19 protein-coding genes are annotated in these 21,677 nt (G+C 60.9%); 15 read left to right on the top strand and 4 right to left on the bottom strand.

Features of this window, described 5'->3' with window-relative positions; genetic code table 11:
* Nucleotides 1-71: 71 nt before the first annotated feature.
* The gene (locus ERD78_RS08505) at nucleotides 72-1,280 is read right to left on the bottom strand and encodes an ABC transporter substrate-binding protein (protein ID WP_129968837.1); all 1,209 of its coding nucleotides are present in this window, start codon (nucleotides 1,278-1,280) and stop codon (nucleotides 72-74) included.
* Between the two features lie 71 nt (nucleotides 1,281-1,351).
* On the bottom strand, nucleotides 1,352-2,638 hold the full coding sequence (locus tag ERD78_RS08500) for a hydroxymethylglutaryl-CoA reductase, degradative (RefSeq protein WP_129968836.1): 1,287 nt from the start codon (nucleotides 2,636-2,638) through the stop codon (nucleotides 1,352-1,354).
* Nucleotides 2,639-2,763: 125 nt separating this feature from the next.
* On the opposite strand from ERD78_RS08500, the gene ERD78_RS08495 reads away from it, so the two are divergent.
* Together ERD78_RS08495 and dusA are read left to right on the top strand one after the other, a co-directional pair.
* The gene (locus ERD78_RS08495) at nucleotides 2,764-4,794 is read left to right on the top strand and encodes a helix-turn-helix domain-containing protein (protein ID WP_129968835.1); all 2,031 of its coding nucleotides are present in this window, start codon (nucleotides 2,764-2,766) and stop codon (nucleotides 4,792-4,794) included.
* Nucleotides 4,787-5,788, top strand: a complete 1,002-nt coding sequence (dusA, locus tag ERD78_RS08490; protein ID WP_129968834.1) for a tRNA dihydrouridine(20/20a) synthase DusA — start codon at nucleotides 4,787-4,789, stop codon at nucleotides 5,786-5,788. The genes ERD78_RS08495 and dusA overlap by 8 nt, the downstream gene beginning before the upstream one ends.
* A 9-nt stretch (nucleotides 5,789-5,797) precedes the next feature.
* Here dusA and ERD78_RS08485 read toward each other — a convergent pair whose 3' ends face one another.
* Both ERD78_RS08485 and ERD78_RS08480 read right to left on the bottom strand, forming a co-directional pair.
* Nucleotides 5,798-6,265, bottom strand: coding sequence for a CBS domain-containing protein (locus ERD78_RS08485; protein ID WP_129968833.1), 468 nt, complete (start codon nucleotides 6,263-6,265; stop codon nucleotides 5,798-5,800).
* The gene (locus ERD78_RS08480; protein WP_218940803.1) at nucleotides 6,249-7,604 is read right to left on the bottom strand and encodes a YihY family inner membrane protein; all 1,356 of its coding nucleotides are present in this window, start codon (nucleotides 7,602-7,604) and stop codon (nucleotides 6,249-6,251) included. The genes ERD78_RS08485 and ERD78_RS08480 overlap by 17 nt, the downstream gene beginning before the upstream one ends.
* A 78-nt stretch (nucleotides 7,605-7,682) precedes the next feature.
* Between ERD78_RS08480 and ERD78_RS08475 the strand changes: the two genes are divergently transcribed.
* The 13 genes from ERD78_RS08475 to ERD78_RS08415 all read left to right on the top strand — a co-directional run bounded on the left by ERD78_RS08475 (nucleotide 7,683) and on the right by ERD78_RS08415 (nucleotide 21,674).
* Nucleotides 7,683-8,075, top strand: a complete 393-nt coding sequence (locus tag ERD78_RS08475) for a DUF2069 domain-containing protein (RefSeq protein WP_129968832.1) — start codon at nucleotides 7,683-7,685, stop codon at nucleotides 8,073-8,075.
* A complete protein-coding gene (locus ERD78_RS08470) occupies nucleotides 8,072-9,547 on the top strand; it encodes a protein adenylyltransferase SelO (RefSeq protein ID WP_129968831.1) in 1,476 nt (491 codons plus the stop codon). The genes ERD78_RS08475 and ERD78_RS08470 overlap by 4 nt, the downstream gene beginning before the upstream one ends.
* A gap of 89 nt (nucleotides 9,548-9,636) precedes the next feature.
* Complete coding sequence (aroC, locus tag ERD78_RS08465) at nucleotides 9,637-10,722, top strand: chorismate synthase (RefSeq protein WP_129968830.1); 1,086 nt, start codon at nucleotides 9,637-9,639, stop codon at nucleotides 10,720-10,722.
* Between the two features lie 83 nt (nucleotides 10,723-10,805).
* Complete coding sequence (locus tag ERD78_RS08460) at nucleotides 10,806-11,639, top strand: M48 family metallopeptidase (protein WP_245152386.1); 834 nt, start codon at nucleotides 10,806-10,808, stop codon at nucleotides 11,637-11,639.
* Between the two features lie 174 nt (nucleotides 11,640-11,813).
* Nucleotides 11,814-13,214 carry a 3-isopropylmalate dehydratase large subunit gene (leuC, locus tag ERD78_RS08455; RefSeq protein WP_129968828.1) on the top strand — a complete coding sequence of 467 codons (1,401 nt, stop codon included), beginning with the start codon at nucleotides 11,814-11,816 and terminating at the stop codon, nucleotides 13,212-13,214.
* A gap of 11 nt (nucleotides 13,215-13,225) precedes the next feature.
* A complete protein-coding gene (gene leuD / locus ERD78_RS08450) occupies nucleotides 13,226-13,876 on the top strand; it encodes a 3-isopropylmalate dehydratase small subunit (protein WP_129968827.1) in 651 nt (216 codons plus the stop codon).
* 84 nt (nucleotides 13,877-13,960) lie between these two features.
* The gene (gene leuB, locus ERD78_RS08445) at nucleotides 13,961-15,034 is read left to right on the top strand and encodes a 3-isopropylmalate dehydrogenase (RefSeq protein WP_129968826.1); all 1,074 of its coding nucleotides are present in this window, start codon (nucleotides 13,961-13,963) and stop codon (nucleotides 15,032-15,034) included.
* A gap of 23 nt (nucleotides 15,035-15,057) precedes the next feature.
* Nucleotides 15,058-15,156, top strand: coding sequence for a hypothetical protein (locus ERD78_RS20230; RefSeq protein ID WP_167668886.1), 99 nt, complete (start codon nucleotides 15,058-15,060; stop codon nucleotides 15,154-15,156).
* An 11-nt stretch (nucleotides 15,157-15,167) separates the two neighbouring features.
* Nucleotides 15,168-16,298 (top strand): aspartate-semialdehyde dehydrogenase, encoded by a 1,131-nt coding sequence (gene asd / locus ERD78_RS08435; RefSeq protein WP_129968824.1) that lies wholly within the window; start codon nucleotides 15,168-15,170, stop codon nucleotides 16,296-16,298.
* 10 nt (nucleotides 16,299-16,308) lie between these two features.
* Nucleotides 16,309-18,390, top strand: coding sequence for a type IV pilus assembly protein FimV (locus tag ERD78_RS08430; RefSeq protein WP_129968823.1), 2,082 nt, complete (start codon nucleotides 16,309-16,311; stop codon nucleotides 18,388-18,390).
* 6 nt (nucleotides 18,391-18,396) lie between these two features.
* Nucleotides 18,397-19,200 (top strand): tRNA pseudouridine(38-40) synthase TruA, encoded by an 804-nt coding sequence (gene truA / locus ERD78_RS08425; protein WP_129968822.1) that lies wholly within the window; start codon nucleotides 18,397-18,399, stop codon nucleotides 19,198-19,200.
* Between the two features lie 166 nt (nucleotides 19,201-19,366).
* Complete coding sequence (locus tag ERD78_RS08420; protein ID WP_129968821.1) at nucleotides 19,367-20,005, top strand: TRAP transporter small permease subunit; 639 nt, start codon at nucleotides 19,367-19,369, stop codon at nucleotides 20,003-20,005.
* Nucleotide 20,006: 1 nt separating this feature from the next.
* Nucleotides 20,007-21,674, top strand: coding sequence for a TRAP transporter large permease (locus ERD78_RS08415; RefSeq protein WP_129968820.1), 1,668 nt, complete (start codon nucleotides 20,007-20,009; stop codon nucleotides 21,672-21,674).
* The last annotated feature ends 3 nt before the right edge of the window (nucleotides 21,675-21,677 follow it).

Genomic DNA, 21,677 nt, shown 5'->3' with positions numbered 1-21,677 from the left:
AGCGCGGCACCCTGCTTGAGGGCCTGTCGGCGGCGCCGCAGCCAGCGAGCGTAATGCTCGCTGGACTGGATTTATTTATGCAGCAGCGGGCATGTCGAGTCCGCCTCGCTCGTAAAAGCTTCTTCCCCGGGTATGGTCGCGATGGTTTTCATATAGTCCCATTCCCCCTTGGATTCCTCGGGCGTCTTGACCTGCATCAGGTACATGTCATGAATGTAGCGGCCGTCAGCTCGAATATAGCCGTGACTGTACATATCGCTCAACTTCATCTTCTTGAGTTGCGCCATCACTTTGTCGGAATCGGTTGTGCCCGCCTCCTTGATCGCCTTCAGATAGGTAGCGGCTGCTGAGTAGTCGGCTGCCTGGTGCGTGCTGGGCATGGTGCCCGTGGCCTCTTTGAAGCGCTTGGCGAACTTGCGGGTGGCTTCATCCCTATCCCAATACCAACTGTCCGTCATAAGCAGCTTCTGGGCGACAGGCAAACCCATGCCATGGATATCATTGATGGTCATGAGCAGACCCACGACCTTCATCTTGTCGGCCAGCCCGAAATCGTTTGCGGCCTTGATGGCGTTGACCGTGTCGGAGCCCGCATTGGCCAGTCCCAGGACCTGGGCGCCTGAGGCGCCTGCCTGCAGAATGTAGGAAGACATGTCAGGCGAATTAGGCGGATGCCTGACCGAGCCGACTACCGTGCCGCCGTTGGCCTTGATCACCGCGCTGGTATCTGCTTCCAGGGAATGGCCGAAGGCGTAGTCGGCGACCAGGAAAAACCAGGACTTTCCTCCCTGTTTCACGACGGCGGAGCCGGTGCCCTTGGCCAGCGCCACGGTGTCGTACTCGTAATGCACGGTGTAGGGGGTGCAGTCCTGATTGGTCAGCCGGGCGGTGGCAGCCCCGATGTTGATATAAGGCACATGCTTTTCCTTGACGATGGTATTCATGGCCAGCGCGGTTGCAGAGTTGACACCGCCAATCAGCAGAGCCAGATTCTGCTCGTCTATCCATGCCCGGGCGCGGGAAGAGGCTATGTCGGGCTTGTTCTGATGATCGGCCGATAGCACCTCGACCTTCCGGCCCAGTACTTCGCCGCCCGCATCTTCCACTGCCATGCGTATCGCCTGCAGTCCGCCTGGACCATCGGTATCGGTGTACGGGCCGGACATGTCGGTAATGAAGCCGATGCGTATGGGGCCGCTGTCCGTGTGCGCCAGCGCGTTGCCAGCCGCCAGGCCGAGCGTGAGTGCAAGTGTGCCGAGCGTCAGTGATTTGGTATTCATATTGTGTCTCCCTGTTCTGGATAGTAGTTTGTGGTTTGCCTGCGGCATCGCATGAGGCGATGCCTGGTGATTCAATGGCCTGACGAGGCCCGTTCCTTCAGAAGCTGTGTCGCCAGGTCGCTGCGCACATCGCCTGCCTGCACCATGTGGGCCGCCACCCAGTCGATGTCTGCACCCTGTGCGCCAGCCGCAACCGCGATATTGCGTGCATGCAGTGCCATATGGCCGCGCTGTATGCCTTCGGTGGACAGGGCGCGCAGGGCGGCCATATTCTGGGCCAGGCCAACCGCCGCCGCGATTTCGCCAAGCTCGCTGGCGTGCCGCACATCCAGGATTTTCAGGGAGGCGCGCGCCATGGGATGGGTTTTTGTCGCGCCGCCCACGAGTCCGACGGGCATCGGTATTTCCAGTGTTCCGACCAGATCGCCTCGGGCAGATTGTTCCCATGAGGTCAGCGAGGTGTAGCGGCCATGCCGTGTTGCGTAGGCATGTGCGCCGGCCTCCACTGCTCGCCAATCATTGCCTGTTGCCACGATGACCGGGTCAATGCCGTTCATGATGCCTTTATTGTGCGTCGCGGCTCGATAGGGATCCACGCGCGCAAACTCGCAGGCATCCACAATGCCCTGTGCCACGTCCTCGCCGGAAAAATCGGCCGTGCCGAGGCTGGCAACAGGAATCTGCACCCGGGCGCATGCAAGACGCAAATCAGCCAGATTGGACAGGATGCGCAGGCGCACCTTGCCGCCCGTGATCTCCTCCACCAGCCCAGCCACGGCCTCCGCCATGGTGTTGACGGTGTTTGCGCCCATGGCATCGCGCACATCCACCAGCAGATGCACGACCACCATGGGGCCGCTGGCTGTCTGCGGGAAGACATGGACCTCGATGTCCCGGCAGCCGCCGCCCAGCGATACCAGTGTGGCGTCCCGGCTGTTTGCGAGATCGATGAGTTCTTGCCGGCGCAGGAGCAGTGCGATGCGAGCGCCGTCTGGATCACTCAATCCGAGGATTTGAACCTGCGCACGCATGATGGGGCCGGTGCTACAGGCTTGAAAGCCGCCATGCGGCCGGGCGATTTTTGCCATGTAGGAAGCGGCCGCAACCACCGATGGCTCCTCGACCGCCATGGGTATGAGGACGTCTCTGCCATTAATGGTGAAATTGCTGGCGATGGCGTAGGGCAGCTCAAAGCGTCCGATCACGTTTTCGATCATGCCGTTGGCTACGTCCAGCGGCAGGGCACCGGGTTCGGCGATTTGCTGCTGCTCCTGCCGTGTCAGCGGCACACGCTCGGCAATGGCAGCCAGACGTTCGGCGGGAGAAAGAGAGCGGAAATCGGCGATCCGGGAATCCATAAAGTCGGCCTTGTCGTTACATAAAAATCAGCCATTAGTTTGGACGCGTTGGTGGGGTGCGTATATGGCTAAAATAGCTAATAAATAATATATTTAATGTTCATTATTAATATAAACAGAGCGTAATGCCGGGAACTATTCAGGACTCCATGCAATCAGCCGTCCAGGAAAGTCTGGAAGGCGCCTTATTGAGCCTGTTGCATCGCGATGCGGAGCGTGAGAACTTCGAGGATTTGCGTGAGCAGATCAATCTTCTGCCCGACAGTGAAGGGAAAAAGCGGTTGCTGACTTCCGCCGCCATGGCCATCACGGTCATGGAGCGGCTTGTTCAGCATAAACAGCGCGAACGGGGTCTGCTGGCGGTCATAGAGACGGCCCAGGATCTTACGGCGATCACCGACACGGATGCGGTGCTCCATGCGATTGTGCAGCGCGCCCGCAAGCTGCTGGGATGCGATGTGGGGTATCTCTCCATCTACGACGAGAAGCACCAGGATTTCTATGTGCGCGCGACAGACGGTGCGTTTTCAGAACAGTTTCGCAAGGTCAGGGTGGGTATGGATGTGGGCGTATGCGGCTATGTAGCGCGTCACCGTACGCCTTATTCATCTTCCGACTATCTCGGCGACAGCCGCTTCAGCCACGATGTGAAGATAGACGCTGCCATGCAGGATGAGAATATTCAATCCATCCTGGGCGTGCCCTTGCTGGCCGGCGAGCGGGTCAGCGGCGTGCTGTTTGTCGGCGACCGTTATCTGCGCGCTTATAGCGCCTGGGAAAAATCCATACTGGCCACCCTGGGCGCGCATGCTTCGGTTGCCATAGATAATGCGCGCCTTTTTGAACAGGCTCAGGAGGCGCTGGCGCGCGCCAGCGCCACTAATGAGTTGCTCGCGCGCCAATCCGCGGGAGCGCGCGCGGCGGCGGAGGCACATGAGGCATTGACGTCGCTGGTGGCGCGCGGGGGAGATCTGTCCGATATCTGCGACATGATCAGTAGTCGGCTGGGCGGCCGGGTGGCTGTCTGCGACGAAACAGGCAAGGAAATCTGCGTCAGCGAGACGGGCGCGGAAGCTGGTGCGGCCACGGCGCCAGCCAGAAGAGCAACAGTTGGCAGGCGCGCAGCTTTCGAGGCGGGTATCCATACGGTGCTGGACGAGGCGCGCCGCCGGGGACGCTCGGTGCAGGCCTATGAGCGCCGTGGCGACGTATGCCGCATATGTGCGGTGATGGGTGGTCGTGGACTGCTTGGCGGGCTTGTCATTCATACGCCCCAGGCCCTCGATGATGTGGCGGTGCGCATCCTGGAACGCGCGGGCATGGTGGCGGGCATTGTGTTGCTGTTGCGTCGGCAGCAGGAGTTTTCTCTGCGTTCGGACGCGCCGGCCATATTGCGCGCATTGACCTATGCGCCGCAAGGCGATGTGCTTGCCCTGGCGCCGCGTGCGGCAGCGCACGGATTGGATCTGGAGCGGCCCATGCAGCTTGCGCTGTTGCGCGTGGCGGGCAATGTGTCGACAGTGCCTGGCTGGCTGCCGCTATCCGGCCTGTCCTCTTTCAACGCGTTGTGCGATGAAGACGGCGTGAATGTCTGCGTACTGGTCAACTTGGCCGATGCGCCGCGCGTCCGCCACGCGCTGGAGGCCGGCATGGCGGAAGCACAATATGCCTGCGCCGGCGTGATCTCGCTGCCGGTGCATGACGCCAGGGCGTTGCCCGATGCGCGGCGCCGATGCGAGGCTTGTCTCGATCTGTTGGACGCGCTTGGTCGCGGACAGATTGTCGCCGATGAGCAGAGTCTGGCACTCTATACGCCGTTGCTTGCCGGCGCGAATGCGCCGGCAGCCGAAGACTTGCTGGCCGCGACATTGGGACCGCTTTACCGGCCCGGCCATGCGCGCAGCCAGCAGCTCGCGCGAACGCTGTTGGCCTACCTTGATCACGGGTACAATGCGAGCGCGGCTGCCAAATCGCTTGGCCTGCACCTGAACACGCTGCGCCAGCGCCTGGAGGTCGCGCAAGTCTTGCTGGGCGACTGGCGTGCGGATGGTCGGGCGCTGGAGTTGCATATGGGGCTGCGGCTCTGGCACCTGCGCGACGAACTGCCGCCAGCACAAAGGGCTTCCGGGCCCGGCACATCTGATACTCATGCCTGAATACACCGAACTTGCCCGCAACGGTTGGCGCCTTTGCGTGGCGCCCATGATAGACGTCACCGACCGCCATTGCCGGTATTTCCACCGCCTGCTGGCTCCTGGCGCGCGCCTTTATACCGAGATGATCACCACAGGGGCCTTGATGCACGGTAGCATCCCTCGCCATCTGGATTTCGATCCCGCGGAAAAGCCGGTGGCGCTGCAACTGGGGGGCAGCGAACCGCAGGCTCTGGCGGCATGTGCGCGCCTCGGCGAAAAATGGGGGTATGACGAGATCAATCTGAATTGCGGCTGCCCCTCTGAACGTGTGCAGCGAGGGGCTTTTGGCGCATGCCTGATGGCCGAGCCCGCACTGGTGGCCGACTGCATCAAAGCCATGCAGGATGTCGTTGATGTTCCGGTTACTGTAAAGCACAGGTTGGGCTTGGACTACGACCTTTCCTATGACTTTGTCCGCGACTTCGTGGGCCGGCTTTACGATAGCGGCTGCAGGGTTTTCATCGTGCATGCCCGCAACGCGGTGCTCAAGGGCCTATCTCCCAAGGACAATCGTGAGAAGCCACCTCTGCGCTATGACGCGGCCGCGCGGCTCAAGAAGGATTTTCCCGATTGTGTGGTCGTGCTGAATGGAGGCCTCACCACTGCTGCCGAGGTGGCGGCTCAGCAGCAGCATTTTGACGGTGTCATGCTGGGCCGTGCTGCGTGGCACAACCCGAATGTTCTGTCGGATATCACTCGCGCCGATGCGCCCGGCCAGCCTGTGCCGGAACACGACGAGATTGTTCAGGCGATGGTGCGCTACGCTGACCGCGAGGTGGTCAAGGGTGTACCTTTGCGCATGGTGGTGCGTCCGATGCTGGGCTGGATGTCGGGCCAGCCCGGTGCGCGCAGATGGCGCCGTACGTTATCGGACACCGCCGTGTTGAATGCAAACGACCCGCGCATGATAGAGCAGGCCTGGCAGGCCCTGAACGCGCCCGGCGTGGCCGCGTAGGCAACTGAATCAGGAGCGCGCGGACTCGCTGTCGCTAGTGTCCGAAGGCCAGTCGCGGATGTAGGCCTTCAGCATGTCGTTTTCAAACTGTTGAGCCGCCACGATAGCCTGGGCCATGTCATAGAAGGAAATGACGCCCAGCAGGGTGGGGCCATCCATGACTGGAATGTAGCGCGCATGCTTGTCAAGCATGAGGCGCTGGACCTCATCGGCGCTGGTGTTTGGGGATACGCTGACAGGCGCATCGTCCATGATGCTGCGCAGCGTGTTGCTGCCCGTGGTGCCATGGTTGTCGTGCAAATGGCGGATAAGTTCGCGAAAAGTGAGCATGCCCGCCAACTGGCCGTGATCCATGATGACCAAAGAGCCGATGTCCTGCTCGCTCATGGTTTCGATGGCCTGCAGAATCGGCGTGTCGGGCGAGGCCGTATACAGGGCATTGCCCTTGACCTTAAGGATTTCACTGACTTTCAACATGCGGTTCTCCTCTCCCGACTTCTGTTGTTCTATTTTGCCCTATCTGCGGGCATTCGGGTAGTGGAGCCTGTTCGTCAAACAGTGTTTCCAGCCGTGTCGGCGTGTGTGTCAATGATACGGATATGGCATTGAGCAACGGCTGGTTTCCCCGCATGGCCGGTTGCGATCGGTCTATGAGCAGCGCGTCGAGCAGCGGCCCCAGATCGGCATCATGGTGATTTCCCGCCAGGACCCAATGCATGTCGTCACCGTCGAATGTGTCCACCGCATAACCCAGGCGTTTGAGCTGTTCGAGTACGCAGTCCAGGGTATCCTGGTTCATGGTCAGCGTTTCGCACAGTGCGGCCACTGTTCGGCCCGGCGGTATGTCGTTTCGGGCATGCCACAGCATGCGCAGCACGCGCAGGGCGGCGATCAGGTTTTCGCCTGGATAGTGTTTGAGCGCCCAGCGCCGCTGGCGCACCGAGGGTAAGATGGCGGCCACCGTGGCACCCATCAGGACGGCGAGCCAGGAAAGATAAATCCAGAGGAGGAAAATGGGCAGGGTGGCGAAAGCCCCGTATATGATGGTGTAGGAGGGAAAGCGCGTGAGATAGTAGGCGAAGCCCGTGCGCATGATCCAGAGCACAATGGCCGTACCCGCGCCGCCCGCCAGGGCGTCGCGCCACAGAACCTTGCGGTTGGGTACGACGCAGAACAGGGCGGTGAAGCCGAGTGCCGTGGCGATCACCGGCACGAAGGATAGCGCGAAGCCCACCGCGCCCGGCAGCGCGTCGATATCGCCCAGCGAGGCGCGGGCCAGCACCGAGGTGGCCCAGAGGCTGGCTCCCACCAGAATGGGCCCGAGCGAGACGATGGCCCAGTACACCAGCATGCGCTGCCGGAAGGGTCGCTGATGCTCGACTTGCCAGATGCTGTTGAAGGCCTCGTCTATGGTCATGATTAGCATGACCGACGTGACGAAGAGAAAAAGGCTACCCGCGGCTGTTAGCCCCGAGGCCTTGGCTGCGAACTGGTTCAGGTACAGCATGACCGTGTCGGAGACCGACGGAGGCATGAGGTTGCTGGTCAGGAAGGCCTCAAGCGCCACGCGGAACTCGTTGAACAGCGGAAAGGCGGTGAACAGCGCCAGCACCACGGCCAGCAGCGGCACGATGCTGAGCACGGTGGTGAAGGTCAGGCTGGAGGCTATCTGGGTGAGTTTCTTTTCCGATGCGCGGCGCAGAATGAAACGCGCTATGGTTCCGAAGCTGGAAGGAGAGCGGCGCGCGCCCTCGTCCGGAGATGACGGATTGCTGGGTTGCGTTGTGCGCGAGGTGTGTCTGGCCTGGCGAGTCAAAGCTTTTGAAACCTTTTCGTGGGGAGCGGCATGCGCGTCCGGGCGTCTTCATTTCCTCTTTGGAGTCATAATACCAGTATGGCTACACAATTGAATCCTGTTCTGCGCGTTGGCGCGAGCGCCTCGCTGCTGCTGCTGATCATCCTCTGTATCGCATGGGAGTTGTTCATTGCGCCATTGAGGCCTGGCGGCTCCCTCTTGGCGTTGAAGGCGCTCCCGCTGCTTTTGCCCTTGCGCGGCGTACTCAGGGGCAATTTGTATACCCTACAATGGGCCGCCATGCTTATTTTGCTTTATTTCATGGAGGGCGTGGTGAGGCTGATGTCCGATCCCGCCGCCTTGTCGGTGTGCATGGCGGGCCTGGAAATTGCCCTGTCCGTTGTTTTCTATTGCTGTGCCATTTTTTATCTCAGACCGGCCAAGCGCGCAGCCAAGGCTCGGCAGGCCGACGATGCAAAGGTGACGGGTTGAAGACCGCACTCGACCAACTGAATGTCGTCAATTCGTATGCGGAACTGCCGCGGCAGTTCCACACGATGCTTTTGCCGCAGCCGCTGACGGATCCTCGCCTGCTGCATGCCAATCCTGCTGTTGCGGCACTGCTGGGCTTGTCGGACGCTGTGCTCAATACGCCCGCCTTTCTGCAAGTGTTTTCTGGGCAGCGGCCGCTGCCGGGAGGTAAAACGCTGGCGGCGGTGTATAGCGGCCATCAGTTCGGCGTCTGGGCGGGTCAACTGGGGGATGGCCGGGCGCATTTGCTGGGGGAAGTGGTTGCGCCATCGGGGCACTGGGAGCTGCAACTGAAGGGCTCGGGCATGACGCCTTATTCCCGCATGGGCGATGGCCGTGCGGTGCTGCGGTCGTCGGTGCGGGAGTACCTTGCCAGCGAGGCCATGGCCGGGCTGGGCATCCCCACCACGCGCGCGCTTGCGTTGGTCGTGTCCGACGACAAGGTCTACCGAGAAACCGTCGAGACGGCTGCGATCGTCACGCGCGTCTCACCCAGTTTCGTGCGTTTTGGCTCCTTTGAGCATTGGTCGGCGGCGCCGGAAACAATGCGCCTGCTGCTGGATTATGTCGTGGATCGTCATTATCCGCAGTGCCGCGAGCCGGAAGCGGGCATGCCTGATGACGCGCAGGGTGTCGTATTCCGCTTTCTGCGCGCGGTTGTGGCGCGTACGGCAAGACTTATGGCGGATTGGCAAACTGCGGGCTTCTGCCATGGCGTCATGAACACCGACAATATGTCCATCATCGGGCTGACGCTTGATTACGGGCCTTATGGGTTCATGGACTCTTTTCAGGCAAATCATGTCTGCAATCACAGCGATACGCAGGGGCGCTATGCCTGGAATGCACAGCCTGCCGTTGCGCACTGGAATCTGTACCGTCTTGGTGCCGCGTTGCTTCAGATGGGCGTGGATCCCGAAGGGCTGAAGGCGCAGCTGCGGTGCTACGAGGCGGATTTTCTCGCGCCTTACCAGGCCAATCTGGCCAGGAAGCTGGGCCTAGCGGCGTATCGGGAGCAGGACGAGTCCCTCGTGGATGAATGGTGGAAGCTGCTGCATACCCAAAGGGCCGATTTCTCGCTCAGCTTCAGGCGATTGGCGGACGTGACGCAGGACAGCTCGCTGTTTCTGTCGCTCTTCGATGATCACGAGCCGGCGCGGGCCTGGCTTGACACCTACCTGGCGCGCATTGCACAAGATGGACGGTCTGATGCGGCGCGGCGTGCGCAGATGAATGGGGCCAATCCGCTGTATGTCCTGCGCAACCATCTAGCCGAGACAGCCATACGCGCCGCAGCCAAGGGCGATGCCTCTGAGATCGAGACGCTCATGACCCTGTTGGGCGATCCTTATACCGAAAGGCCAGGCTACGAAGCCTACGCACAGCCCGCGCCCGAATGGGCCAGCCAGCTTGAGGTCAGTTGTTCGTCGTAGTGTTGCTATGAGACGCATCGTGCAGGCCACGCTGTCCTCCACTAGAATCATCACTCCAGTTTCTTTTCACACTACAAGAATTAGCTATCATGTCCGGCAATACATTAGGCAAGATCTTCTGCGTCACGAATTTCGGCGAGTCACATGGTCCTGCCATTGGAGCGGTGGTTGATGGCTGCCCGCCGGGGCTGCCACTCGACGAAGCCGATATCCAGGCCCAGCTTGACCGGCGCCGGCCAGGCACCTCTCGCCATGTTACGCAGCGGCGCGAGCCCGATCAGGTGGAAATCCTGTCCGGCGTCCATCAGGGCTTGACCACGGGCACGCCCATAGGCCTGCTCATCCGCAATACCGACGCGCGCAGCAAGGATTACAGCAATATTGCCGACACCTTCCGTCCTGGCCATGCCGACTACACCTACACCAGCAAATACGGCGATCGGGATCCTCGCGGCGGCGGACGATCCTCGGCGCGCCTGACCGCGCCAACGGTAGCCGCCGGCGCCATTGCGCGTAAGTGGCTGGCCACGCATCATGGTGTGTGCATTCGTGGCTACATGAGCCAATTGGGAGAGATTGCCATCCCGTTCACCTCATGGGATGAAGTCGGAAAAAATCCGTTCTATGCCCCCGATGCGGCTATCGTGCCTGACCTGGAAGCCTACATGGATCAACTGCGCCGCGATGGAGATTCCATCGGCGCCCGTGTGGAGGTCGTGGCTGAACACCTGCCCGCGGGCTGGGGCGAACCTCTCTACGACCGACTCGATGCGGACATCGCGCATGCCATGATGGGCTTGAACGCGGTGAAGGGTGTGTCGATAGGCGCTGGTTTTGCCTGCGTCGGGCAGCGGGGTTCGGAGCATGGGGACGAAATCACCCCCGAGGGTTTCATCGGCAATAACGCGGGGGGCGTGCTTGGTGGTATTTCGACCGGGCAGCCCATTACGGTTTCGCTGGCCATCAAGCCTACCTCCAGCATTCGGGTTGAGCGCCGCTCCATCAATCGCTCGGGAGAACCGGTGCAGGTACAGACGCTCGGACGCCATGATCCCTGTGTAGGCATCCGCGCGACGCCAATCGCCGAAGCGCTGTTGGCCATTGTGCTGATGGATCACGCCTTGCGCGACCGGGCGCAATGCGGTGCGCGCCAGATGGCCGCCCAGGATGGATGAGAGGGGAAATAGACCAGGACCGGCAGGAACCAGATCCGGCATCCCGGCCGCGCAGAGAGTTACCCACTGAAAAGGAGCCTGAATTGAAAAAAAATACTGTCACCTTACGGCGCGTGTCCATCGCGGTAGCCTTGTCCCTGACCGTTCTGCTTGCGGCCTGCGCCGCCGTGCAGACTACGAATACCGGCTCAGTGGGCGTGGAGCGCAAGCAGTACATGTCGAGCATGGTGTCGGAGCAGGCGCTGGAGCAGGAGGCCGCGCAGCAATACCGCACCCTCATAGGCCAGGCCAAGGCGCAGGGCGCGCTCGACGAGGACAAGCAGCAGACAGCGCGCGTCAAGACCATTGCCAACCGGCTGATCAAGCAAGTGAGCGTATTCCGCCCTGATGCCGCCAACTGGAACTGGGAAGTTCATGTACTGAAATCCAAGGAGGTCAATGCCTGGTGCATGCCTGGCGGCAAGATTGCGGTCTATACGGGGCTGATTCAGCAGATCAAGCCAACAGATGCGGAGCTGGCGGCCGTTATCGGGCATGAAATGGCCCATGCGCTGCGTGAGCACACCCGCGAACAAGTGTCGCAGCAAATGGCAACCAACCTCGGCCTGTCGGTGCTGTCGGCTTTCACGGGAGCGGGCGTTGCCGATCTGGGCGGCACCTTGAGCAAGGTCATGTTCACGCTGCCCAACAGCCGCACGGCGGAGGCGGAGGCCGACCGGATTGGCGTCGAGCTGGCCGCAAGGGCAGGCTACGATCCTCACGCCGCCGTGACCCTTTGGCAGAAGATGGCATCGCTGGGCGGCAGCCAGCAACCCGAGATTCTGTCCACTCATCCCTCGGCGGAAAGCCGTATCGCGGATATTCAGACCGCCGCCGACAAGGTCATGCCGCTTTATACCAAGGCCGTAAAAGGCTGAGGCCCACGGCACCGGCGCGACCCTGGCCGTTTGGACGGCATGGGTCGCGTCGTCTTCCTGTTAGCTTTGATACCAGTATAAGGAGTCGTATTGTCCTATTGGAAAGTGCTGGCATAATAATTTCTGTCCGGGCTCAAGCCCTGCCGTTCAACGTTATGTATCCGAGGCGCAACCATGCCACAAACCCTTTATGACAAGCTCTGGAATGCACATGTGGTGCATGAGGAGTCCGACGGCACCTGTCTGCTGTACATCGATCGTCATCTGGTGCATGAAGTCACCAGCCCCCAGGCCTTCGAAGGCCTGGCCATGGCGGGGCGCAAGCCCTGGCGCATCGGTGCCAATCTGGCGGTCGCCGACCACAATGTGCCCACGACAGCGCGCAACGAGGGCATTGCCGACCCTATATCAAAGCTGCAGGTCGACACGCTGGATGATAATTGCGAAAAATACGGCATCACCGAATTCCGCATGAACGATCTGCGACAGGGCATCGTGCATATCATCGGGCCCGAGCAGGGCGCGACGCTTCCCGGCATGACGGTGGTCTGCGGCGACTCGCACACCAGCACGCACGGCGCGGTTGGCACCCTGGCGTTCGGGATCGGCACATCGGAAGTGGAGCATGTGCTGGCCACCCAGACGCTGCTCATGAAAAAGAACCGGAATATGCTCGTGCGCGTGGAAGGCGATCTGCCCGCCGGCTGTACCGCCAAGGACGTCGTCCTGCACATCATTGGGAAGATCGGTACGGCGGGCGGTACCGGCCATGCCATCGAGTTCGCGGGCAGCACCATTCGTGCCTTGTCGGTGGAAGGCCGCATGACAGTGTGCAACATGGCCATCGAGGCTGGCGCTCGTTCGGGCATGGTGGCGGTCGATGACAAGACCATCGAATACTTCCGCGGCCGGCCGTACGCGCCCGTGGGTGTGCTGTGGGACCAGGCCGTGCAGTACTGGCGGACGCTGCACTCGGATGAGGGTGCGCATTTCGACCGTATCGTTGAAATCGATGCGCGCGAAATCATGCCTCAGGTGTCATGGGGCACTTCACCGGAGATGGTGCTGCCCGTGGATGCGCGCGTGCCCGATCCGGACAAGGAAAAGGATGAGGTCAGGCGCAGCGGCATGGAGCGCGCGCTGCAATACATGGGCCTCAAGCCCAATACGCCCATCACCGAGATACGCATAGACAAGGTCTTCATTGGTTCCTGTACCAATGCGCGTATCGAAGACTTGCGCGCGGCAGCGGCAGTGGCGCGCGGCAAGCGGGTGGCCGCGAACGTCAGGCAGGCCATGGTGGTGCCGGGTTCGGGGCTGGTAAAACGGCAAGCCGAACAGGAAGGTCTGGATAAAATATTCATGGCCGCCGGCTTCGAGTGGCGGGAACCTGGCTGTTCCATGTGCCTGGCCATGAATGCCGACCGGCTCGAGCCCGGCGAACGTTGCGCCTCGACGTCCAACCGCAATTTCGAGGGCAGACAGGGGCAGGGCGGTCGCACCCATCTGGTAAGCCCCGCCATGGCCGCCGCCGCGGCCATAGCGGGCCATTTCGTCGACGTGAGAAACTTCTGATCGGACGCATCATGCAAGCATTTACCACACATACAGGCCTTGTCGCGCCGCTGGATCGTGCCAACGTCGATACGGACCTTATTATTCCCAAGCAATTCCTGAAATCAATCAAGCGCACGGGATTCGGCCCCAATCTGTTCGACGAGCTGCGCTATCTGGATCACGGCGAACCGGGTATGGACAACAGCAAGCGCCCGTTGAACCCGGATTTCGTGCTCAACCAGCCGCGTTACCAGGGCGCGTCCATTCTGCTGGCCCGCAAGAATTTCGGCTGCGGGTCCAGCCGCGAGCATGCGCCCTGGGCGCTCACGCAGTATGGCTTCAGGGCCATCATTGCGCCGTCCTACGCCGACATCTTTTTCAACAACAGTTTCAAAAACGGTCTGCTGCCCATCATCCTGACGGAGCTCGACGTTTCCCGGCTCTTCGATGAGGTGAAAGCCTTTCCTGGCTACCAGCTCACGATCGACCTGGCTCGCCAGGCAGTCATCGCTCCTGACGGGCGCGAGTTGAAGTTTGACATCGAGCCGTTCCGCAAGCATTGCCTGCTCAACGGCCTGGACGATATCGGCCTGACGCTGCAGAAGTCGGACGTGATACGCGCCTTCGAGGCCGAGCGCCTGGCGAAATTCCCGTGGCTGGAGTCCCGGCCCATAGCCTGAGCTTTCCCACTCAGGGCCCGCGGCCTGGCATGACGGTTCCAGGCGTCATGCGGCCGCGCTGTATTTGCTTTTCAGGAAACCTTCATGACTTACAACATTGCAGTACTGCCGGGCGATGGCATCGGTGTCGAAATCACGGAACAGGCCCAGCGAGTGCTGGCTGCGCTTGGCCTTGATCTTTCCATGACCACCGCGCCTGTGGGCGGAGCCGCCTACGATCAGCATGGGCATCCGTTGCCGGCCTCTACGCTGGAACTGGCAAAATCATCGGATGCCATTTTGTTCGGTGCTGTTGGCGACTGGAAATACGACAAGCTGGAAAGGGCGCTGCGCCCGGAGCAGGCGATATTGGGTTTGCGCAAGGCGCTTGGGCTGTTTGCGAATCTGCGTCCCGCCATTCTGTATCCGCAACTGGCCAATGCTTCCTCGCTCAAGCCCGAGGTGGTGGCCGGACTGGATATTCTGATAGTGCGCGAGCTGACTGGAGATATCTATTTTGGGCAGCCGCGTGGCTTGCGGACCGCAGAAGACGGGGCATTCAAGGGCGAGCGCCAGGGTTTTGACACCATGCACTATGCTGAGTCCGAGGTGCGGCGCATCGCCCATGTCGCTTTCCAGGCGGCGGCCAAGCGCAGCGGGCGCCTGTGCAGCGTGGACAAGGCCAATGTGCTGGAAACCTCCCAGTTCTGGCGCGACATCATGGTGGATGTGGCCAAGGAATACCCCGATGTGGCATTGAGCCACATGTACGTGGACAACGCCGCCATGCAATTGGTGCGCGCCCCCAAGGAATTCGACGTGGTCGTCACGGGTAATCTATTCGGCGACATCCTTTCCGACGAGGCGGCCATGCTCACGGGCTCGATAGGCATGTTGCCCTCGGCTTCGCTCAATGCTTCCAACCAGGGGCTGTACGAGCCCAGCCATGGATCCGCCCCCGATATTGCCAGCCAGAACATCGCGAATCCGTTGGCCACGATTCTGTCGGCAGCCATGCTGCTGCGCTATTCGCTGAACGAACCCGAGCAAGCCGCGCGGATCGAAAAGGCGGTGCAGGCAGTCCTGGAGCAGGGGCTGCGTACTGCCGACATCCATGAGCCCGGCACCACGAAGGTGTCCACCTCTGACATGGGTGACGCGGTACTCAAGGCACTTTGATTCGGGGGCGCGATCGCCGCCCCGTGTTGCGCAGATGTACCGCGCGCAGGCCCGCATGCTGGCATTGTTTCAGTATGCGGGCCCATTCCATTAGAATAATGGATTCGGACCATATTATTTAAGTGACATTTCCATGACCCAAGCAGTAGGTTTGGTCGGGTGGCGCGGCATGGTGGGATCGGTTCTCATGCAGCGCATGCGCGACGAAAACGATTTTTCCCTTTTCGAGCCCGTATTTTTCTCCACCAGCAATGCGGGCGGCAAAGCGCCCGGCTGGGCAGATGGAGCGGGCCCGCTCCAGGACGCTTACGATATCCAGGCGCTTGCTAAGCTGCCCATCATCGTCACCGCGCAAGGCGGCGACTATACATCCGCCGTTCATGCGAAATTGCGCGCGGCTGGCTGGGAGGGCATCTGGATCGATGCGGCTAGCACATTGCGGATGGCAGACGACGCCATCATCGTGCTTGATCCGGTCAATCGCCCTGTCATCGACGCCGCCTTGAAGCGAGGCGTGAAAAACTTCATAGGCGGCAATTGCACGGTAAGTTGCATGCTCATGGGGCTTGCGGGGTTGTTCAACCAGGATCTCATCCAATGGATGACCAGCATGACCTACCAGGCCGCTTCTGGCGGCGGCGCTCAGCACATGCGGGAACTGCTTACCCAGTTCGGCCTGCTCAATTCGGCGGTAAAGGGGCTGCTTGACGACCCGGCATCCGCCATTCTTGAGATCGACCGTGGGGTGCTTGCCGCCCAGCAGGATCCGTCCCTGCCTGCCGAGCATTTCGGCGTGCCGCTTGGAGGCAGCCTGATTCCCTGGATAGACAAGGATCTGGGCAACGGCGTGTCGCGCGAAGAGTGGAAGGCCGAGGCTGAAACCAACAAGATACTGGGGCGTGGCGCCGCATTCGGTACCGAACCCACGCCCATCGACGGGCTGTGTGTCCGTATCGGCGCCATGCGTTGCCATAGTCAGGCATTGACCATCAAGCTCAAGCGCGACATTCCGCTTGATGAAATCGACGACATCATTGCCCAGGGCTCGAAGTGGGCCAAGGTCATTCCGAACGAACGCGACGCGACCATGCAGGCGCTCACGCCCGTGGCTGTAACCGGTACGCTGGATATTCCCGTCGGACGCTTGCGCAAGATGTCCATGGGTCCGGAGTATCTGAGTGCCTTTACCGTCGGCGATCAGCTTCTTTGGGGCGCGGCCGAGCCGCTGCGCCGTATGCTGCGCATCTCCCTGGGTGAACTCTAAAAAGGAAAATATGCGTCCTCGATCAGCGTTGTCGCCCGCATTCATGGTTACACAGGCCAGGCCATGGCTGGGCGCACTTGCGCTGGCACTGGCATGCTCGGGTGTACAGGCGGCGCAGTTGGGCCATTCGCGTCTGGTGTCACGATTGGGGCAACCCTTGCGGGCAGATGTCCAGATTAACCAACTGAGCCAGGACGCATCGCGGCACCTGACGGTCCAGCTTGCTCCGTTGGACGAGTGGAAGCGCGCGGGTTTGGAGCCCCCGGTTTCCCTGGGCAGCATCCAGCTGCGCATTGCCGATGGCTATACACCGGGCACCAAGGTTGTCCATCTGAGCTCGTCGCAGACCTTCGACAAGCCTGTCGCCGATTTGCTGCTCGATGTGACCACGCCTGCCGGGCGCCAGCGCTATCAGGTCAGCCTGCTGACCCTTGGCATGCCGGCCGCGACCAACCCTGCTGCGCAGTACGAAGCGGGCAGGCGCATACGGGTCGAGCAAGGCGACACAATGGTCGGCATTGCCGAGCACAATGCGGTTCAGGGGGTTACTGCCTATCAGCTCATGATTGCCTTGCAGCGGGCCAACCCCAAGTCCTTCATTCATGACAATCTGAACCTGGTCAAGGCGGGCGCTACGCTTGTTATGCCGTCCTATGCCAGTCTTACCGCCATTTCCGATCGCGAAGCCAGACGGATATTCATGGAGCAGGCGCGAGCCTTTGCGCTATATCGACAGAAGGCGGCAGGCGCCACAACTGTCGTTGAACGCGATGCTACATCCGGAGCCGTCTCGGAAGGTGCGGACAAGCCCGCGGCGCGCGGCGAGCCGGCAGCACAAGACAGGCTGGAGCTATCCGGAGCGGCAGGCAGCGAGGACAATGACGCCGCTACACACAAGAATATTCAGGAATCCGTGGATCGGGTTTCCCAGCTTGAGGAAAATGTACGTCACCTTGATCAGGCGTTGCAGGCGCAGGGAGGCGCCGCCAGCAGCCTGGTCGCAGAAGGCGCGAAAAGCCTGGGCAATACCTTGGCCGATGCCTTCACCGGCGGTGCTGGCGACACGGATGAGGGCCAGGCAGGCAAGGGTGCCAACGCGGCGGCTTCCGGCGGGGCCGAGGCCTCTGCCGCAGTTGACGGTACCGGGGCAGCCTCCACCACGGGCGATGCGCGCGCAGCGAAGAAAGTCGAGTCTGGTGCCGGACGGCAAGGCGCTGCCGATGACGCCCGCACATATGATGACACCCTGCACAGCGGCACCCCGAACGGCGGCACCCCGAACGGCGGCACCCCGAACGGCGGCACCCCGAACGGCAGCACCCCGAACAGCGGCACCCCGAACGATGGCGCCATGAACGATGGCGCCACGAACGGCGGCGCAGCAATTGGAGGGAGTGCGGCACAGGGCAACGGCTCCGGCGCAACTACAGGCGCAAACGCCGCAAACGGCGGGGGCGCAAGCTTGAACGGAACTGACGCCGCGGCGGCAGACGCAGCCGCAGCGAGCGGCAATGCGCTGCCTGCCGACAAAGCGGCGAATGGCACGGCGGGCTCAGACAACACGGTTGCTCAAACATCTGCTGGCCAAGGCTCGGGCGGTACCGCGGAAGCGCCGCCTGCTCAGGCAGAGAGCGCTTCGCAGGCCGGCTCTTCCTCCGCGTCTCCGGCAGGCAAGGAGGGCGATGCGCAGTCCTCCTCGCGGGACGCTGGCGACAAGACCCAGGAGAGCACCTCGTCCGGCACGGAAAATCAAGCAACGCGGAAGCAGCAAGACGGCCAGGTGGGGCCTGGCGGAGCACCTGGCAGGCAGGGTGCCGGCGGACAGGCGGGCGCGGAATCGAATTCTTCTCATTCGAACGGGGCGGATACCAAGGTGTCGTGGCTACAGGAACATTTATTGGGCACACTTACCGGCATACTGGCATTGATCGTGCTGATCGTGGCGTGGCTGCTGCGTCGAGCGAATGCCGCGCGTGGTGATGGTCGCGACGGCGTCATAACGGAAGCCATGGTGCAAGAGAAGCTTGATCAGATCAACCTCGATCTGAGCGAGTCCTCGCCGCCCGAGAGCGACCGTTCCCCCAAGCACTAGTTGCACATGGCGCGGGTTGCCCTCGGCCTAGCTTATGACGGTACGCCATGGCGAGGCTGGCAAACTCAGGCGGGAGGTCAGACCGTCCAGGATGTGCTGGAGGGCTCGCTTGCCCGGTTCCTTGCCAGGCCTGCCGCCACTGTCTGCGCTGGCCGTACAGACACACGCGTGCACGCGCTTGCACAGGTCGTTCATCTTGATACCGACGCCGTACGGCGCGACGAATCATGGGTTCGCGGCCTCAATGCGCTTTTGCCCGACAGCATAGCCGTTCAATGGGCCAAGCCGGTGCCAGAGAGTTTTCACGCTAGATTCGGCGCGACAGCACGCACATATGTCTATGTAGTGCGCAATCATCGCGTGCGCTCGCCGCTCACCCATGGCAAGGTCGGCTGGGTATATCATGCTCTCGATCTCGGTTTGATGCGCGATGCGGCCGCCCGTCTCGTGGGCGAGCATGACTTCAGCAGCTTCCGTTCTTCCGAATGCCAGGCAGCCAGTCCGGTCCGCACCCTGCAGGCGCTTGATATTGTTCGTCGCGGCGATTATTTCCTGTTTACTTTCAGGGCAAACGCCTTTCTGCATCACATGGTGAGGAATCTCATGGGCGTGCTGCTGTATGTCGGCCAGGGGCGCAAGCCTCCGGGCTGGGCTGACGAACTGCTTGCCGTCCGTGATCGGAAAATGGCGGCCCCCACTTTCTCGCCGGATGGGCTGTATTTGACGCACGTACGGTATCCGCCGCAGTTTGGCTTGCCCATAATGGACACAGCCAGCATGCTGGCCAGCCATACGGGGCTTGCTTTGTGATTCGCGCAACTTGGGGCAGATACTGACGGCGCCTCAAGGTTGAATCGTATAGAATTCCACAGTTTTGTATCGATACATTCAGCCAATCCAGCCGGAAGTGTCATGCAAAGGCCGGCCAGCGCGCGTCATCCGCCGCAGGTTTCTGCTGTCTTCCCGGGTAGGGTCAATGAAATTCTTTTTCGCTTTGTCGAGGCTGTTCGACTACATCAATACGAAGGTAGGCCAAACAGTCATCTGGCTGACACTTATTGTGGTGCTCGTCAGCGCCACCAACGCAGTCATACGCAAGATATTCAGCGTGAGTTCCAATGCATGGCTCGAACTCCAATGGTATCTGTTCGGCGCCATTTTCCTGCTCGCGGCCGGCTATACCTTTCTGCGTAACGAGCATGTGCGCGTTGACGTGCTGGCCCAGAGGCTGCCCAGGCGCACGCAAATCAAGATCGAGATATTCGGCGTCATTTTCTTCCTGTTGCCAGCTTGCTGCCTTATTTTCTGGCTGTCCATTCCGTTTTTCTATCAGTCTTTCATACTGAACGAGCATTCATCGAATACAGGCGGCCTGATACGTTGGCCTGTCAAACTCCTGATACCCGTGGGCTTTTTCCTGCTGATTCTGGCGGGCATTTCCCATCTGATCAAGTGCATAGGCTATTTGCGGGGGTTGTGTCCAGACCCGATGGCGCGCCCGGAGGGCAAGTCCGCCGAGGAAGAGCTTGCTGAAGAAATCCTGCATCAGGCGGAACTGGATGGCAAGGCGCCGCAAGGCATCGTGAGTCCTGGCCAACAGGACGAGGTGCGCTGACATGGAGTTTATTGTCGACAATCTCGCACCGATCATGTTCTTCAACTTGATCATCTTTCTTCTTCTGGGTTTTCCGGTCGCCTTTTCCCTTGCCGCAAACGGTATCCTCTATGGCTTGGTGGCCATAGACCTGGGCTTGATGCAGCCGGCGCTGTTCCAGGCACTTCCCCAGCGCGTGTTCGGCATCGTGTCCAATGACACGCTGTTGGCGGTGCCTTTCTTTACTCTGATGGGGCTTATCCTCGAACGATCGGGCATGGCCGAGGATCTGCTCGAAACAGTGGGGCAGTTGTTCGGCCCGATCCGCGGCGGACTGGCCATAGCCGTGGTTGTGGTGGGGGCCATGCTCGCCGCCACCACAGGTGTCGTGTCCGCGTCGGTCATCTCCATGGGCTTGATTTCCCTGCCCATCATGCTGCGCTATGGCTATGACAGGCCGCTGGCCACCGGGGTCATTGCGGCATCGGGAACGCTGTCGCAGATCATCCCACCCTCACTGGTGCTCATCATTCTGGCGGATCAGTTGGGCCGCTCGATCGGTGATATGTACCGCGGCGCCATGGTGCCGGGGCTGATTCTGGCTGGTGCGTACATTGCGTATGTGGTGTTTTCTGCCTGGCTGCGACCCAACAGCGCACCGGCCCTGCCGCCCGAGGCGCGCATCTACGACAGGCCGGATGGCACGCGCGGGCTGAAGTCGTTGCTTGTGCTCACGCTGATTGCCGCAACGGCGGCTTACTTTGCCACGCACCATTACTTCAGCGAGCATGATCAAGTGCCCATCGATGAGCGTGTCGTCATTAGTCTCGTGGCCTGGGGGCTGACTGCGCTGGCGATTGCACTGGTAAATCGGGGTCTGCGGCTGAAGCTGCTTTCACCCATTGCCGAACGGGTCGTGTTCGTGATGATCCCACCGCTATTCCTGATTTTCCTGGTGCTGGGCACGATCTTCATCGGCGTGGCCACACCCACGGAAGGAGGCGCAATGGGCGCCGTAGGTGCCTTGGGCATGGCCCTGATGCGCCGCCGGCTTTCATTCTCTCTGCTCAAGCAGGCCATGGAAACCACAACCAAGCTGTCATGCTTCGTGGTATTCATTCTGGTCGGTTCCACGGTATTCAGCCTGAGTTTTCGTGGTGTCAATGGCGATCTCTGGGTGGAGCATCTGCTCATAGGCCTGCCCGGCGGGCAGTGGGGGTTTCTGATCGTCGTCAGCGTCTTGACCTTTTTCCTGGCATTCTTCCTTGATTTCTTCGAACTGGCCTTCATCATCATTCCGCTTCTGGGACCGGTTGCGGACAAGATGGGCATAGATTTAATCTGGTTCGGTGTACTGCTGGCGGTTAACATGCAGACCTCCTTTATGCACCCGCCATTCGGTTTCGCGCTGTTTTATCTGCGCTCGGTCGCGGCCAAAGAGGACTACCACGACCGTGTGACCGGCAAGCTCATTCCCAAGGTCACCACAGGGCAGATATACTGGGGTTCCATCCCTTTCATTATTATCCAGCTCCTCATGGTTGCCACAGTCATGATTTTTCCCGGCATCGTTACGCACTACAAAAGCGACGAAGTCCAGATCGACCCATCCACGGTCGATTTCGGCACGGGCAATGTCTATGGGTCCGATTCCTATGGCGCGGCGAACCCTGGCGCTGCTTTCCAATAGGGC

The sequence above is a fragment of the Allopusillimonas soli genome (assembly GCF_004153445.1).
GTDB lineage: Bacteria > Pseudomonadota > Gammaproteobacteria > Burkholderiales > Burkholderiaceae_B > Allopusillimonas > Allopusillimonas soli.
This window is presented reverse-complemented; position numbering and strand designations above follow the sequence as displayed.